The organism is Nocardia citri (genome assembly GCF_054065835.1).
Genome location: NZ_JBSUQM010000002.1, coordinates 383,873 through 399,209, shown reverse-complemented (window position 1 = coordinate 399,209; position 15,337 = coordinate 383,873). Strand labels below are relative to the sequence as shown.

13 protein-coding genes are annotated in these 15,337 nt (G+C 62.3%); 3 read left to right on the top strand and 10 right to left on the bottom strand.

Annotated elements, in window-relative coordinates; all coding sequences use genetic code 11:
- Window positions 1-38: 38 nt before the first annotated feature.
- Entirely contained in the window at window positions 39-833 is a 795-nt protein-coding gene (locus tag ACW2Q0_RS05580; protein ID WP_457186825.1) for an RNA ligase family protein, read from the top strand.
- A gap of 336 nt (window positions 834-1,169) precedes the next feature.
- A complete protein-coding gene (locus tag ACW2Q0_RS05575) occupies window positions 1,170-1,523 on the top strand; it encodes a hypothetical protein (RefSeq protein WP_457186823.1) in 354 nt (117 codons plus the stop codon).
- Window positions 1,524-1,938: 415 nt separating this feature from the next.
- Here ACW2Q0_RS05575 and katG read toward each other — a convergent pair whose 3' ends face one another.
- Window positions 1,939-4,179, bottom strand: a complete 2,241-nt coding sequence (gene katG, locus ACW2Q0_RS05570; protein WP_457186821.1) for a catalase/peroxidase HPI — start codon at window positions 4,177-4,179, stop codon at window positions 1,939-1,941.
- A 237-nt stretch (window positions 4,180-4,416) separates the two neighbouring features.
- On the opposite strand from katG, the gene ACW2Q0_RS05565 reads away from it, so the two are divergent.
- On the top strand, window positions 4,417-6,180 hold the full coding sequence (locus tag ACW2Q0_RS05565) for a sigma-54-dependent Fis family transcriptional regulator (RefSeq protein WP_457186819.1): 1,764 nt from the start codon (window positions 4,417-4,419) through the stop codon (window positions 6,178-6,180).
- Window positions 6,181-6,350: 170 nt separating this feature from the next.
- Here ACW2Q0_RS05565 and ACW2Q0_RS05560 read toward each other — a convergent pair whose 3' ends face one another.
- From ACW2Q0_RS05560 to ACW2Q0_RS05520, 9 genes are all read right to left on the bottom strand, one after another.
- Complete coding sequence (locus tag ACW2Q0_RS05560) at window positions 6,351-7,709, bottom strand: FAD-binding oxidoreductase (RefSeq protein WP_457186952.1); 1,359 nt, start codon at window positions 7,707-7,709, stop codon at window positions 6,351-6,353.
- 52 nt (window positions 7,710-7,761) lie between these two features.
- On the bottom strand, window positions 7,762-8,088 hold the full coding sequence (locus ACW2Q0_RS05555) for a putative quinol monooxygenase (protein ID WP_457186817.1): 327 nt from the start codon (window positions 8,086-8,088) through the stop codon (window positions 7,762-7,764).
- Between the two features lie 111 nt (window positions 8,089-8,199).
- Window positions 8,200-9,849 carry a chaperonin GroEL gene (groL, locus tag ACW2Q0_RS05550; RefSeq protein ID WP_457186815.1) on the bottom strand — a complete coding sequence of 550 codons (1,650 nt, stop codon included), beginning with the start codon at window positions 9,847-9,849 and terminating at the stop codon, window positions 8,200-8,202.
- 39 nt (window positions 9,850-9,888) lie between these two features.
- The gene (locus tag ACW2Q0_RS05545) at window positions 9,889-10,914 is read right to left on the bottom strand and encodes an NAD(P)-dependent alcohol dehydrogenase (RefSeq protein WP_457186813.1); all 1,026 of its coding nucleotides are present in this window, start codon (window positions 10,912-10,914) and stop codon (window positions 9,889-9,891) included.
- On the bottom strand, window positions 10,911-11,657 hold the full coding sequence (locus ACW2Q0_RS05540; protein WP_457186811.1) for an iron-sulfur cluster assembly protein: 747 nt from the start codon (window positions 11,655-11,657) through the stop codon (window positions 10,911-10,913). The genes ACW2Q0_RS05545 and ACW2Q0_RS05540 overlap by 4 nt, the downstream gene beginning before the upstream one ends.
- Window positions 11,654-12,685, bottom strand: coding sequence for an amidohydrolase family protein (locus ACW2Q0_RS05535; protein WP_457186809.1), 1,032 nt, complete (start codon window positions 12,683-12,685; stop codon window positions 11,654-11,656). The genes ACW2Q0_RS05540 and ACW2Q0_RS05535 overlap by 4 nt, the downstream gene beginning before the upstream one ends.
- A 101-nt stretch (window positions 12,686-12,786) precedes the next feature.
- Window positions 12,787-13,122, bottom strand: coding sequence for a propane 2-monooxygenase effector subunit MimD (mimD, locus tag ACW2Q0_RS05530; RefSeq protein WP_457186950.1), 336 nt, complete (start codon window positions 13,120-13,122; stop codon window positions 12,787-12,789).
- Between the two features lie 8 nt (window positions 13,123-13,130).
- Window positions 13,131-14,237: an aromatic/alkene monooxygenase hydroxylase subunit beta gene (locus ACW2Q0_RS05525; RefSeq protein WP_457186807.1), complete on the bottom strand. Its 1,107-nt coding sequence runs from the start codon at window positions 14,235-14,237 to the stop codon at window positions 13,131-13,133.
- Between the two features lie 48 nt (window positions 14,238-14,285).
- Window positions 14,286-15,335, bottom strand: coding sequence for a 2Fe-2S iron-sulfur cluster-binding protein (locus ACW2Q0_RS05520; protein WP_457186805.1), 1,050 nt, complete (start codon window positions 15,333-15,335; stop codon window positions 14,286-14,288).
- Window positions 15,336-15,337: the final 2 nt, after the last annotated feature.

Sequence of the window (15,337 nt, the reverse complement as noted above, 5' to 3'; positions counted from 1 at the left end):
CAATGGACATCGCCGGGTGCGGCGAACATGATCCCCGCATGAGTTTCGATGTGCGCAGCGCCGACCTGGATGTGGTCAACAGCGCAACCAAGTACCCATCGATACCGACCTACCATGAGCTGGGGGAACGCGGGGAGCTCACAGAGGTCGTCACACAGTTCACCGGCCCGGTCATCGGAACCGAAAAGGTCGACGGTTCGAACGCGCGGGTCATCTCCCTGCCCGACGGCAACTGGCTGCTCGGCAGCCGCGAGGAGCTGCTGTACGCCAAGGGCGATCTGATCGGCAATCCAGCTCAGGGCATCGTGGCCGGGCTGCGTGCATTCGCCGAATCGCTGGTACCGGTGAACGACGTCGTGCGCGTGCACTATCTGGAGCTATACGGCGGCAACATCACCGCGGCGAGCAAGCAGTACACGAGCGAACGCGCTGTCGGCTACCGGCTGTTCGACATGGTCGAGCTGCGCGACTACGACGCGATCCTGACCCGCTCGCTCTCGGAGATTTCGTCCTGGCGGGAGTGCGGCGGTCAACCGTTTCTGACCGAGGCCGATCTCACCGCGGCAGCCGCCCGTGACGGGGTGGAACTCACACCCCGGTTGTTCGAGTTCGACGCGGCGGACCTGCCGCGCGATGTCGAGTCCACCCGGGAGTTTCTCGCCGAACAGCTGCCGGTGACCCGCTGCCGCCTGGACCAGGGCGGGGCCGGGAATCCAGAGGGCGTCGTGCTGCGAACGCGTAACCGCTCGGTCATCGCGAAGGCGCGTGTCGAGGATTACGACCGGACCCTCCGTCGGCGCGGCCACGCTGCACCTGCAGCCCGCAAGAACTGACCCTGCAGCATCACACGGATAACAATGCTCGCGAACACACCGGGACCGGGGATTGCGTTGCACGCGATTCGGTGACCGAGAGCCTGGGACTGTTCGGTCCGGCAGCAGCCGAGGCGACGGAAAACTGGCGGGCCGCCTCCACCACGAACTAGCACCTTATCCGAAACCATTTGCTACACAGCAACTCTCATGTCACGGCCCACCGGCGCTCCCGCACGACCACCTGCACAAACGCCGTAACTTAATGGCATTGGCATCAGACCCGGGGGCGACACAGTATACGCTCGGCGCGGCCCAATAAAGGGCTGCTCATGTTTTTGGGGAAGGGATCGGCAGTTGAACAAGGTTTTCCGCACCGGTTTGGTGACTGTGACCGCGGCAGTGACGATGGGGATGTTCGGAGCGGGAAGTGGGCATGCCGATACGGGGAGCGCGGGAGGGTACGCACCGCCCGCGCCGGTCTATACGTTGCTGCCGCACGGGGTTATTCGTATCGAGGCCGCGCCGGGCGCATCGCCGACTGGCTGGTGGTGTGGCGGAGCGTCGTTCAATCCGCCGGCCTATGTTGTGGCGCCGAAAGGCGCTCCGCTACCTCAGGATCTGCAATTCCCGCCCGGGAGCACGGTCGATATCGATTGCAGCAGCGGAACCAATACCCGGGCACGCGCGGAGCTGCAGACCCTGCCGTGATCACGCGACGGGGGTGGTTCGGTGACCGAAGCGGGCGGCGGATTCGGCAAGTGATCAAGGGGCTCGCGAGACCAGCACCGAAGCGTGAGCTTCCCCCGAGAACGGACGAGCCAACGCCACAAGACATCACGGCAGCACAGTTCCTGTTCAGCAACTACTGGACCGCACGAGCCGACGACCCCTGGGCGAAATCCTTTACCCGCTGATCCCGCGCCAGGCAGCCAGCCGAACCCCTTCTACGAATGCGTAAGCAAACACACGATATTCGCCGGTTCGCGGCGTGCGTCCCGCAAATCTCTCCACCAAAACCAGGCCAGCGTAAATATACTGCGATCGCAGCGCACGCGCGGTTGTCCCGAATGGGGCCGGCGCTCCGTCGATCCCGATCCACGGAGCGCCAGCGGATCTAGGAGGGTCAGGGGCGGGGCAGGTCGAAGCGATCGAGGTTCATCACTTTGTCCCACGCGGCAACGAAATCCTCGACGAACTTCTGCTTGGCGTCGTCGCTCGCGTAGACTTCCGCGACCGCCCGCAGCTGAGAGTTGGCACCGAGGACGAGGTCGACACGACTACCGGTCCACCTGGTCTCACCACTCGAACGGTCCTTACCCAGGTACGTACCGTCGCCGGTTGGCGCCAGCTCCCATCTGGTGCTCATATCGAGAAGGTTGACGAAGAAGTCGTTCGTCAACCGGCCCGGCGTGGTGGTGAGCACACCCAGCTGCGACTGCTTGTAGTTCGCGCCGAGTACCCGCAGGCCGGCGATCAACACGGTCATCTCGGGAGCAGTCAGGGACAGCAGATTCGCTTTGTCGACCAGCAGGTACTCGGCGGGCAGCGGAGCATTTTTCCCAAGGTAGTTGCGGAAGCCATCAGCTGTGGGTTCCAGCGCGGCAAAGGATTCCACATCGGTCTGGTCCTGGCTGGCGTCCGTGCGGCCCGGGGTGAACGGCACCTCGATGTCGAACCCAGCGTCCTTGGCAGCCTTTTCGACCGCCGCCGCGCCGCCGAGGACAACCAGGTCGGCGAAGGAAATTCTCTTATCGCCCGACTGCGCAGCATTGAAGGACTCCTGGATGCCCTCCAGCACCCGGATCACCTGAGCGAGCTCATCCGGCTCGTTGACCTCCCAACCAGCCTGCGGCTGCAGTCGGATGCGGCCGCCGTTTGCTCCACCACGCTTGTCCGAGTCACGGAACGACGATGCCGCCGCCCACGCGGTCGAAACCAACTGCGGCACAGGCACACCCGATGCGAGAATCTGCCTCTTGAGGGTCTCGACATCATTGCGGTCGACCAGCTGGTGATCCACCACCGCAATCGGATCCTGCCACAGCAGCACCTCTTCCGGCACCAACGGGCCGAGGTAGCGCGTGACCGGGCCCATATCGCGGTGGGTGAGCTTGTACCAGGCCTTGGCGAACTGCTCGGCCAGCTCTTCAGGATGCTCGAGCCATCGGCGGGTGATCGGCTCGTAGATGGGGTCGAACCGCATCGACAGGTCAGTGGTCAGCATGACCGGGGTGTGGGTCTTGCCCGGCACGTGCGCGGCCGGCACCTCCCCTTGACCCGCACCGTCTTTGGGAATCCACTGGTGGGCACCGGCCGGGGAGACGGTCAGCTCCCATTCGTAGCCGTAGAGAGTCTCCAGGAAACTGTTGTCCCACTGGGTCGGGGTGGGCGTCCAGGTGCCCTCGAGCCCACTGGTGATCGCGTCCTTGCCGACACCGGTGCCGAAGGCGCTCTTCCAGCCGAGGCCCTGCTCTTCGAGCGGCGCGGCCTCGGGCTCGGGGCCGACGAGTGCGGCATCGCCCGCGCCGTGGGTCTTGCCGAAGGTGTGGCCGCCGACGATGAGCGCAGCGGTCTCGACATCGTTCATGGCCATGCGGCGGAACGTCTCACGGATATCTATGGCCGCGAGCCGGGGATCCGGGTTGCCGTTGGGGCCTTCCGGGTTGACGTAGATCAGACCCATTTGAACCGCGGCCAGCGGAGTCTCGAGATCCCTTGTGCCGCTGTAGCGTTCGTCGGCGAGCCAGGTGTGCTCGGGACCCCAGTAGACGTCCTCCTCGGGCTCCCACCGGTCGACGCGGCCGCCGCCGAAGCCGAAGGTTTCGAAGCCCATGTCCTCCAGCGCCACATTACCGGCGTAGACGATCAGGTCGGCCCACGACAGCGTGTTGCCGTACTTGGCCTTCACCGGCCACAGCAGACGCCGCGCCTTATCCAGGCTGGCGTTGTCGGGCCAACTGTTCAGCGGCGCGAACCGCTGCATACCGGCGCCGGCTCCGCCGCGGCCGTCCTCGACGCGATAGGTCCCGGCCGCGTGCCAGGCCATGCGGACGAAAAACGGGCCGTAGTGGCCGAAGTCGGCGGGCCACCACTCTTGCGAGGTGTGCATGACCTCGATGATGTCGGCCTTCACAGCAGCCAGATCCAGGGTCCCGAATGCCGCGACGTAGTCGAAGTCCGCACCCAGCGGGTTGATCTCGGCTGGGTTCTTCTGCAGGATCCTCAGGTTGACCTGGTTCGGCCACCAGTCACGGTTGCTGCTTCCGCCCTCGGCTGGGGACTTGAGGCGACCGGACATAACGGGGCAACCACTAGCTGCAGGTTCCGTACCGGCCTCGCCGATGGACGGGTGTTCCTCGAGCACAGCAATTCCTTTCGGAGCGAGTGAATCAGGTGCTGATCACCGGAATGATCAAGATCTGTTTGATACTGCGGGGGATGCGCCGCCCGACGGCATCGCCGATGTCGGGCTTGGCCTCTCACCACCGGCAACCGAGATCTTGGCGCCCATCTCCCACCGATGGTGTCTCAAAATGAGATCTGACTCACAGTGCAAGCGGGTTAGCCTATGTTGCGCGGATATGACGATGGGGTAAATCAGATGGTGAGCGTTACACAGACCAGCACACGGCTGCAGCGGGCACGCGATCAATTCCTGAGCTCAGGATCAGTCGACGACCAACTGGTTTCCGGCACTATTCGCGATTCCTGGCAGCGCTCGCGCGAACTCCGCGTCCACCCCGATCGCATGGATCTGCCCTTCGTTCGCGAACCAGACCTCGATTCGCCCCTGGTCACAGCGGCGTCACCGGTTATCCGACGATTAAGCGACAATTTGGCCGCGCAGACTGTCAGCGTCATTCTCACCTCAGCCGACGGGTTGGTCCTCGACCGCGTCGCCGCCGACAGCAGGATCCGCACCGCCTTGGATGCCGTCCAATTGGCTAGCGGCTACAGCTATGCCGAGAAGTTCGTCGGCACCAACGGCATCGGCACTGCCGTCGAGACCGGGCGGCCGACGTTCATCTGCGGTGGCGAGCACTATCTCGGCGCGCTGGGCCAGCTCGCCTGTGCTGGCGTTCCGATCCGTGACCCTTTATCCGGTCGCGTCGCCGGCATCCTGGATCTCACCTGCTGGGCACGAAAGTCTGACCCGCTGCTGGTCGCGTTGGCCAAAACCGCCGGCGCGCAAATCGAGGATCGGCTGCGCGCCCAGGCCACCGAAAGCGAAGCCGCGCTGCTGGAGACCTATCTGCGACAGTGTCGCCGCTACCCCAATGGTGTACTGGCCGTGGGAAACGACATCGTGCTGATGAACCGCTACCTGCGGAAATCTCTGGACGCGCTCGATCAACACGCCATCCTCGAGCACGCGGCCGACCTTCAGAATTATTCACTGTCGACCACGACTCGTGTCGTGCTGCCCAGCGGGCACTTCGCCGGGATTACCGTCGCCGAACGGATCAGAGCGCGTAGTGGCCGTACCGACATCGTCGCCCACATCACACTGACCGATAGCACCGTGAACGCGATGCAATTCGTGTCCCGTCCGCCAACCGTTCCCGGCCTGGCAGGCACCAGCAGCTCATGGCGGCGCAGCTGCCAGCAGGTCGAACGCTGTTGCGCCGACCGCAACTGGGTAGTCCTCGACGGCGAACTCGGCTCGGGCCGAGCCAAACTAGCGGAGATGGTCGCCCATCACGTACGTCCGGACAAAACCGTTCGGGTGCTGCGCATCGGTCAACGGCTGGGGGCCGAGAAAATGCTTGCGGCACTCGAAGCCGAAGTCGCCAAAGATGATTTCGATATCGTTCTCACCGACATCGATGAACTTCCCGACGAGGTCATCGAACCGCTGTCGACCGTGCTGCAGTCCAGCATGGGCCGCGGGTGGATCGCTGCCACGATGAGCTCCGCGAAACAGTCCCCCCAGGTTGAGACCCACCTGCTCCCGCTGTTCATGTATACCGTTCCAGTCCCGGCACTGCGCCACCGCATCGAAGATCTCGACGAGCTGGTACCCCACCTGCTGAAAGAGCTGACGAAGGGCAACGACGTCGAACTGTCCCCCGTGGCGCACCGCCAGCTGACGCGATTGCCGTGGCCCGGAAACGTCGCCCAACTCCGCCAAGTCCTCATCGACACTCTTACCCGGCAACGCTCCGGCGTCATTCTGCCCGATAAACTCCCCCCCGAGTGTCATTCACTTACCCGACGTACTCTTACCCACATGGAGGCTCTCGAGCGTGACGCGATAGTCCGCAGCCTCCGCGATCACGGTGGCGAAAAGCAGGCCGCAGCCGCCGATCTCGGCATTTCGCGTGCCACGATGTATCGCAAGATCAGACAATTCGGAATCGCATAGCGAGAACATCGCCTCGCACGGCCATCAAACCAGCACTTCTATGTATCAGAATGCGGAAACGCGTGCGGCTTTGCGGTAAACAGTAATCCCCTCCGAGCAAGAGAGACCGGCTCTCCGGGTGGGCCGCAGGCGTGAAATATCACGGTATCGATCCTGATTGGCGATGCTCATCAAACAGCACGACCCGGATTCAATATTCCGACTGGGTCGAACACCGCTTTCACCTTACTCATCAGCGACATCTCCACCGACCCGACCATGGATTCGAGGTAACGCCGCTTGAGACTCCCGACCCCATGCTCGCCCGTTATCGAACCGCCTAACGCCAGACATTGGTCGACCATCTCATCGAACGCACGAAACGCGCGCTCTGTGGCGACGGCGTCGTTTCTATCGAACACGATGGTGGGGTGGAGATTGCCGTCGCCGGCGTGTCCGAACGTGCCGACCACGAGTTGATGACGCTCCGCGATACGTGTGATCGCATCGAGCATCTCTGGCAGCCGGGGCACCGGCACGGCCAGATCGTCGAGCAGGGTACTGCCACGGCGTTCGAGAGCCGGGAGGGCGAGACGTCGAGCCTGCATGAGACCGTCACTTTCCACCGAATCGGTGGTTGTATAGATCTCGGTGGCAGCGGCGGCCTTGCACGCGTTTCCACAGCGCTCGGCTTCCGCCACGGCGGCGTCGCCATCACATTGGATCAGTAATAGTGCGGCTGATTTCTCGTCGAGCCCCATGCGCGTCATATCATTGACCGCGGCAATCGTCGTGCGGTCCATGATTTCGCACAGACTGGGGTCGGCTACATTTTGGATGCCCATTACCGCGTTGACAGCCTGTACAGCGTCGCTGAAAGCCGCTACGACGGTGGCTGTGTGAGTAGGCGGAGTACGCAGTCGCATCGTGGCCTCGACAATCACCGCCAGGGTGCCCTCGGATCCGACCAGCAGTTGGGTGAGGTTGAGGCCGGCGACGTTCTTGCGAGTCGGCGCTCCCGTGTGGATTATTCGGCCATCCGGGAGCACTGCTTTGACGCGAGCGACATGGTCACCGGTGACGCCGTATTTTGCACAACAGGCCCCTCCGGCATTCGTCGCCAGATTTCCCCCGATGGTGGAGACGGCGCGACTGCCCGGATCCGGTACATACCAAAGCCCGCGCTCGGCTGCCGCGGATGCGAGGTCGCCGTTGACGACCCCGCATTCGACGGTGGCGGTACGCGACAATTCGTCGATGTCCAATATTCGGTTGAGTCTCTCCGTACTCAGCACGATGCAGCCATCGAGCGCATTGGCGCCTCCGGCCAAGCCGGTTCCGGCACCCCTCGTAACGACCGGAACACGATACTTCAACGCCGTCCGCAATGTCGTGACTACATCGTCGATCGTCCGGGCGCGGACCACCGCAATCGGCCGGCCGGCCGGTGAGAGCACTGACTGGTCACGCGTATAGGCGACCATCGAGTCGCTGTCGGTCATGACGACATCGCCCAACAATGTCGTCAGCTCCTTGATCGAACCGGTCATCGCCACGATTGCGTCCTTCCTCCTCACCGGTGTGGTTCGCCGTGAACCTGGTCTACGGCGTGATCTCGAGCTCTCCCATGCGCGCCCAATCGGTAGCGGGAATATCGGCGTGGATGATGCGAGGTGTCTCGGATAGCGCGGGACGCATCGCTTCCATTCCCTTACTGAAATGGTCGGCCTTGACGTGGTCGACACCAGCCTGACTGTCGCGGAATGCCTCTACCAGGACGTACTCTGTGGGATCTGCTGCGCTGCGGCTCCATTCGAACCATAGGTTTCCTGGTTCCGATCGGGTCGCGTCAGTAAATTCGCGGGTGATGAGCAGCCAATTATCCTTGAACTCATCGATGACCTTGAACTTCACGACAATAAAAATCACTATGACTCCCCTGATCCTGGTCAGACGGATTTGCACACGGCAAATGGGTTCGGACGAATGAAGGATCACCGCCTCACACAATCAATGAGGCGGTGATCGATCGAACTGTGGTCAGTAGATGTTGGAAGGGCGCACCATGCCCTCGGCCAAGTCTCCGAAATCAGGGGCAATAATTGCGCCGGGATTACCGACGACCTCCTCGACGACAGCGGTCTCGGTCGTGATGAGCAGCGCCGCAATCGACGCGGCACTTTCGAGTGCGGCGCGTGTGACCTTGAATGGGTCGAGCACACCGTAGTCGAACATATCGCCGTACGTACCGGTCAGTGCGTTGAACCCGTGACCGAGAGGCGAGTCCGCGACCACCTTGACAACTTCATCGCCGTCGAATCCGGCATTGATCGCGATCCACCGCAACGGTTCGGCCAGAGCCCGTCCCACAACATCGCAGCCGATGGCTTCGTCACCAGACAGGTCGAGAACCGCGAGCGCTCGATGTGACTGCGCTAGTGCGGTACCACCACCGGAAACGATGCCGGCCTCCACCGCGGCGCGGGTTGCCGCGAGAGCGTCCTCGACCCGCAGCATGCGCTCCTTGAGCTCGACACTGGTAGCACCTCCGACGCGGATCACGGCAACTCGTCCGGTAAGCCGAGCGAGGCGCGATTCGATACTGTCCCGATCGGCGTCGATCTTTGCGCGCTCGAGCTGGGCTTCGAGTTGCGCGACCCGGGCGTCGAGCAGGCGCTGCTCGCCGCGACCACCGACGATCGTCGTCTCATTCTCTGTGACCGTGATCCGATCGCAGGAGCCGAGATGCTGCAACGCCACCTCGGAAAGCTCGATGCCGGTGTCCTTGGCGATCACATGACCGCCCAGAGCCACGGCGAGGTCTTCCAGTTCGGCGACACGACGGTGCCCGAATCCGGGGGCTCGAACCACCACCGATTGCATCGTCTTGTGCATGTTTCCGCCGACCAGCAGTTGCAGCGCGGGTCCGTCGACTTCCTCGGCGAGCACCACCAGCGGTCGATCGGCCCGCTTGGCCACCTCGATGCTCGGCATGATGTCCTGCACCTGGGTGATCTTTTTGTTGGTCAGCAGGACCAGCGGATTGAAATGAACCGCCTCCATACGCTCCGGATCAGTGACCATGTATCCCGAGGTGTACCCATGATCGAATTGAATGCCGTCGACGATGTCGACCGATAATCCGAGACCGTCGCTTTCCTCGGTGGTGACGACTCCGGATTTGCCGACGTAGTCGACGGCCTTGGCGACGGCATGGCCGATCGCTTCGTCATCACTCGCGGCGAGGGTCGCGATCCGTTGCAGGTCGCTCTCGCCACCGACCTCGGAAACTTGTTCGCGAAGTGCCGCGACGACCGCGGATACTGCCTGTTCGATGCCGCGACGCACCCGCATCGGGTTTGCACCGGCATCGACCGAACGCAGTCCCTCACGGACCATCGCCTGGGCGAGCACGGTGGCGGTGGTCGTGCCATCACCGACCACACCGTTGGTTTTCATCGCCACTTCCTTGACAAGCTGCGCACCCATATTGGCGAAGGGCTCGCGCAGCTGTATCTCGCGTGCGATGGTCACGCCGTCATTCGTGATCGTGGGCGGCCCGGTCAACTTCTCGAGTACGGCGTTGCGCCCCTTGGGGCCGAGGGTCACCTTGACCGCATCGGCAAGTGCGTTGACACCCTGCTCGAGCCGCGATCGCGCGTCCTTGCTGTACCGCAGCTCTTTGGCCATGGCTGAGTTCCTTTCTAATGTGGCGCCGCGTAACGGCGATCAGGGGACGAGAATGGCCCGGCCGCGCACTCGCCCGGCATCGAGATCGTCGAGTGCCTGCTGGAAGTCCTCGAGCCGATACTTCGTCGTATGCAGAGTGACCTTGCCCTGGGCGGCGAGGGTCATCAGTTCCTGCAGGTCGTTGTAGGAACCGACGAGATTTCCGATGAAGTTGATCTCCGTGGAGATCACATCGATTGTCGGGACGTCGATGTTCTCGCCGTATCCGACGACGTAGTAGTTTCCGGCACGACGCAACATCGCGATGCCTTCCCGCGTCGCACCCCCCTCGCCGACGAAGTCGACAACGGCCTCGGCACCGTGCCCACCGGTCAACTCGAGCACCTGTTGGATGTGGGAGCCATCGGCGACGAATCCGTAATCGGCGCCGACCTTGACCGCCAGGTCGACGGCGGCGGGGTTGCGATCCACTACGACCACCGTCACCCCGGAAATCGCTTTCAACACCTGGATTCCGATATGACCGAGCCCGCCCGCACCGATAACCACGCACACATTGCCCGGCCGGGTTGTCTTCGCCACCTTCGCGACCGCGTGGTAGGCGGTCAAACCCGCGTCGGCCAGTGCGGCGACGTCCGCGGGCTCCAACGAGTCGTCGATCCGCACAACACTGCGCGCGGTGGTGCGCAGATATTCCGCATAGCCACCGTTGACGTCGATGCCAGGAAATTTGCTGTTCTCGCAGTGCACGTCGTCACCGAAGCGGCAGGCCCGGCAGAGCCCGCAGGTGATCAACGGATGCAGGATCACCTTGTCGCCGACCGCGACATTGGTGACCGCGTCGCCCACGGCGTGGACCCACCCGGCATTCTCATGGCCGATCGTGTACGGCAGTTCGACGCCGCTCTTGTCCGCCCACTGCCCCTCGAGAATGTGCAGATCGGTGCGGCACACGCCCGCGCCGCCGATGCGCACGATCACGTCGAGGGGCCCCTCAACGGTGGGTTCGGGAAGTTCGGTGAGCTGCAGTTTGCTGTGGTATCCGACCACCTGCACGGCCTTCATCGCGAGCTCCTGGTTGTTCTGTGATCGATGATTCGCGGTGTGGTGCCGACGGATTCGCTGTCGGCGTAGCGAGTTGCGAGCAGGCCGCGGCAGAAGTGGGCATTGCCCTCCATCGAGATCCGCACCGACTTGGCGAACCGCAGCCGGATCGGCACCGACTCGGGCGGTATCCGCTGCCCTTCGTCATCGACGAAGACCAAGCTCGCCGTGCAGATACTCAATCCGAGATCCAGGCGGCGACGCAGCAAGGCCGCTTTCTCTCTTCCGGGCGGAAGGTCGCTCAGGGTGAGTCGGTAGATTTCGTTGGTACCCAGATCGTTTCGCTTCAAATACGCCTCGACGCATCGTTCCATTGCGGCGGCATGCGCCTTCGCCCGAAATGTTCTGCGCAATTGGTGCAAGCTCTTGTCTGCCTCGGAGCCGAATGTTCCGACATAGCCTGCGTTCGCGGCCAACCCAGCATTGATCTTGTCGCTGTCGTGGTGGTCGTCCAAGAAGACCCGGACCTCACCAATTCCGTCGACAAGGCGAAGCGCGTCCAAGGCGTCGGAGGCCATCAGATATGCGAAGTTAGGCGAGCAGAATGCAGTAGGCAGCCGTAGGTGGACGGTGACACCGCCATCCTCGATGGTCACCGAGCGTACGAAGCCCAGATCGGTGATCGCCTCATCCAACTCCGGGTCGACGACCGTCGAGAGAGCGTCGAGAATATCCCCCTTTGTGCAGATTGCGGGGGCAGTCATGACGGGACGGCCTCGCGGGATGCCGCATCGGCACCGTCTTGGTCGGCCAGCTGCAGATCCGCAGGAACGTCGATGTTGTACAGCGCCGCGGCGTTGAGCCCGAGAATCTTCTTCTTCTGCTCAATGGTGATCGGGCCGTACTCGGTGAGCATGTCCGCGGGGATCTGGAAATCGACGAACTTCTCGATCAGCCACTTCGGCGTCCAGATCGCGTAGTCACTGCCGAACAGGATCTTGTCCTCCCCCAGCCAATAGAGGAGCTCACCGATGATCTGGGCGAAATACCGCGGCCGCGTGTGGATGAACGGCAATGCCACCGCCAGTCCGCCGTAGACGTTCGACTCCTGGGTCCCGATCCAGCAGAAGTCCTCCAACCGCGGCAGGCCAACGTGCTCGACGATGAAACGCAGGTCCAGGTAGTCGGTCGCCACCTTGTCGATGTCCGACACATCGAACGCATCGCGGTCCAGCGGGCGGATCGTCGGGCCCTTGTGGACGTGGATGTTCGTGATACCCAGCTCGATGCATTCCTCGAGGTAGCGCCGCGACCACGGGTCGTCGAGCTTGTAGCCGCGAGAGTCGCCGTGCCATTCGGCGGTGTACAGCTTGACACCCTTGAGGTTCATGAGCTCCGCGTCTTTGCGGAGTTGTTCGAGGCCAGCCTCCTCGTTGCGAGGATCGTATGCGTGGTTGTACGTGAGCTTGCCGGGGTTCTTGCGAACCAAGGCGAGTGCTTCCTCGGTTTGCCCGAACCCGTTGCGGTAGAAGTCACTCAGCAGCGTCGCTTGGAAAACCGCGTGATCGACGTACCCCTCGACGAACAGATCCTGCTCGAAACGCTCTCCGCCGTAATAGGTGTAGGTGTCGTAGTCCCACAAGTACTCCTCAGGGCTGAGGTTCTTGTGGTAGTCGTAGAAGCAGTCGATGAACTGCTTGCCGTGCACATTCTTGTGATTCGACTCGCGACCGTCCCACAGGTGAACGTGCCCGTCGACGACGAAGTACTTTTCGCCATTCTTCTCGTACATGATCGATACTCCGATATTCAGGCTGTGTGAGATGTGCGGCGCCGTCGTTCGCGACCAGCAATTCCACGACGGCGCCGACACATGTTGTGGCAGATACTGATTCAGTGCACGGTGAGGTCGAACCCGATGTACTCGGCAGCGTCCTCGGGGCTGGCGAACAGCAGCGTCTTGTCGTCGAGGTGGACCATGCGCCCGTAATGGGTGGAGCTGATCTCCTCGAAGGTCGACCCGTCGAACTCCTCGCCCAGTGCGTCGGTGAGTTCGGCGTAGTCGAAGTTGAGCAGGCGAACGCCGTCGACGCGGATCATCGATGGATACTCGGTCAGCTCGACGCCGTCCTTCGCGCCCATCACCTCCGCAACAACTCGTCCGATCGGGGTGTTCATCAAGGTGACGCCACACATGTTCGAGAACTCGGTGGCCGATCCGAATTGCATGCTGCTGCTCACTGGTCCAACTCCTTGGGGATGTCGAGCCCGAGGTCCTCGAGCAGGGAACCGAACTTGTCCTTGGCGTTCTCGAGGCTGGTTGCGAACGTCACTGCTTTGTCAGCCGGCTGCGACCAGATCGGTTGCAGTGCGCGGGCTGCGTCGAGGCTGCGCGGCACCCAGGTCTCGAGCCAGGTGCCGAACAGTGCCTTGTTCGACTCCCCGTACTCGGGATCGCGGGTCAGCAACCGGTAGAGGTTGCGGGTATAGGCGAGATCACGGTCGTAGTCGTGTTCGCCGGTGCCCACGATTGTCGGTGTGATGTAGTCGCTGTTGCCGGCTGCGATCTGCATGACCAATTCGCTGCGGAACAGCGAACCGACCAGCTGCTCGAAAACGATGTTCGAAGCGAACAGCAACTCACACCAGTCCGGCACCGCGGTCAGGCGCTCGACCACCTCACGAGTGGGCTGCCACTCGGGCGCGGACTGCCAGACTGCCTTGTGTACCGCGCCGTCGAAGTCTTCGTTGGCTTCGGACAGATCCAGATTGAACAGCGCCAGGTCCTGCGCGAACCGCAGCTTGTGGGCGGCGTTCACCGCAACAGCTGTGTTGATCATGTTGGTCGGGCAGGAGCGCTGGATCGAGGTGAACACGTGCAACGCCAGCCCGTTTTCGGCATGCATCCACGCACCGAGATTGCGAGCGATGAACGTGAGCCACGACGTGTTCCACGAGTCATAGACGCGCGCGCGCTTGGCGTTCGACAGGCACAAGTCGACCTGGTGGACCACCTTGGAGTTGTTGCGGTAGATGGTCTGATCCCACTCCTCGTTAGGGTCGAGGAAGGCGTGCCAGTTCGACGATTTCGCGACGGTCCACTCTTTCGGGTATCCGCCGGCCCCGTCGGCGAAGCCGTAGATCCAGCCCTGCGTCAGGTGACGCTCGGGGTCGGGTTGAACGTCGACGGTCACGTCCTCGTACATCGTCGAGCGCAGTTTGGCGGGCTTGTAATAACTGAACGTGCGGCTTCGCGAGCTGGGAAATTCCAGGGCTCCGGCCTCGGAGTCGGTGAACTCGATCTGGGGGAAGCTGCGGTGCTTTGCCCCGCTGGAAGTGGTCATGGTGTCTTCTCAGTTCTTTTCGGCGCAGGTGCTTGACAGATCCTGCGGTTACTGGTCGAAGGCTGGGCTGGTGAACTTGTCGTAGAAGATCTGGTCCTTCGGGGTGTTGTTGGTTTCGAGCAAATCGAGGGCCGCGTCGACCATCGGCGGCGGTCCGCACAGGTAGACCTCGGTTTTGCCGATATTCGATTCATAACGAGCCACGACGTCGGTGACGTTGCCTTCCTCGAAGACGATGGCGTCCGAAACCGGTTGCGGATCCATCGCTTCCGACAGGCAGGCGACGAACTTGAAGTCCGTCAGACGAGTGCCGAGCTCGAGTATTTCTTCGAGGTAGAACAGGTCCTGTGGCGTGCGAGCTCCGTAGTAGAAGCGAACCTGCCGGGTATTGCCGGTCTCACTCATGTGCCGCAGCAGCGACAAAATCGGAGCCATGCCCGCCCCGCCGCCGATGAAGACCAACGGTAGGACGTGTCCCTGTTTGAGGGTGAAAGACCCGTACGGACCTGTCAGACAGATCTCGTCGCCCACCGAGATCCCATCATCGAGCAGTCCGGCGAACTTGCCGCCCGGGTACTTCTTGATCAGGAATTCGACCTGCTCGGGTGTCGACTGCGTTGTCGCCATGGAGAAGGATCGGTGTTCCTCGGTTCCCGGGATCTGCAGGTCCGAATACTGGCCTGGCTTGTACTCGTATGCTGCGGGCTCCACCGGCTGCAGACGCAACGAAACGATGTCGTTGGTCATCGCCTCGATCGCGACCACCCTGGTTCGCACATCCTGGATGGCGATACCACCGAGAAGTTCATCCTCGTCGAAGTTGAGCAATTCGATGGTGCAGTCACTGAAGGCATGTGCGCGGCAGAGCAATACGAATCCTTCCTCTACCTCGGCGTCGTTGCACGCGAAGGTCGAGTAGTCCTCCATCTGGATTTCACCGTCGAGAACGTAGGACTTGCAGGCTGAGCACCGCCCCTCACGGCAGCCGTGCATGAGGTGAATACCCTGTCGAAACGCGGCATCGAGGATCTTCTCGTCCTCACCGACTTCCATCTCGATGTCGACAGGCTCGAAGTTGATGCGGTGCTTGTCGGGCACGT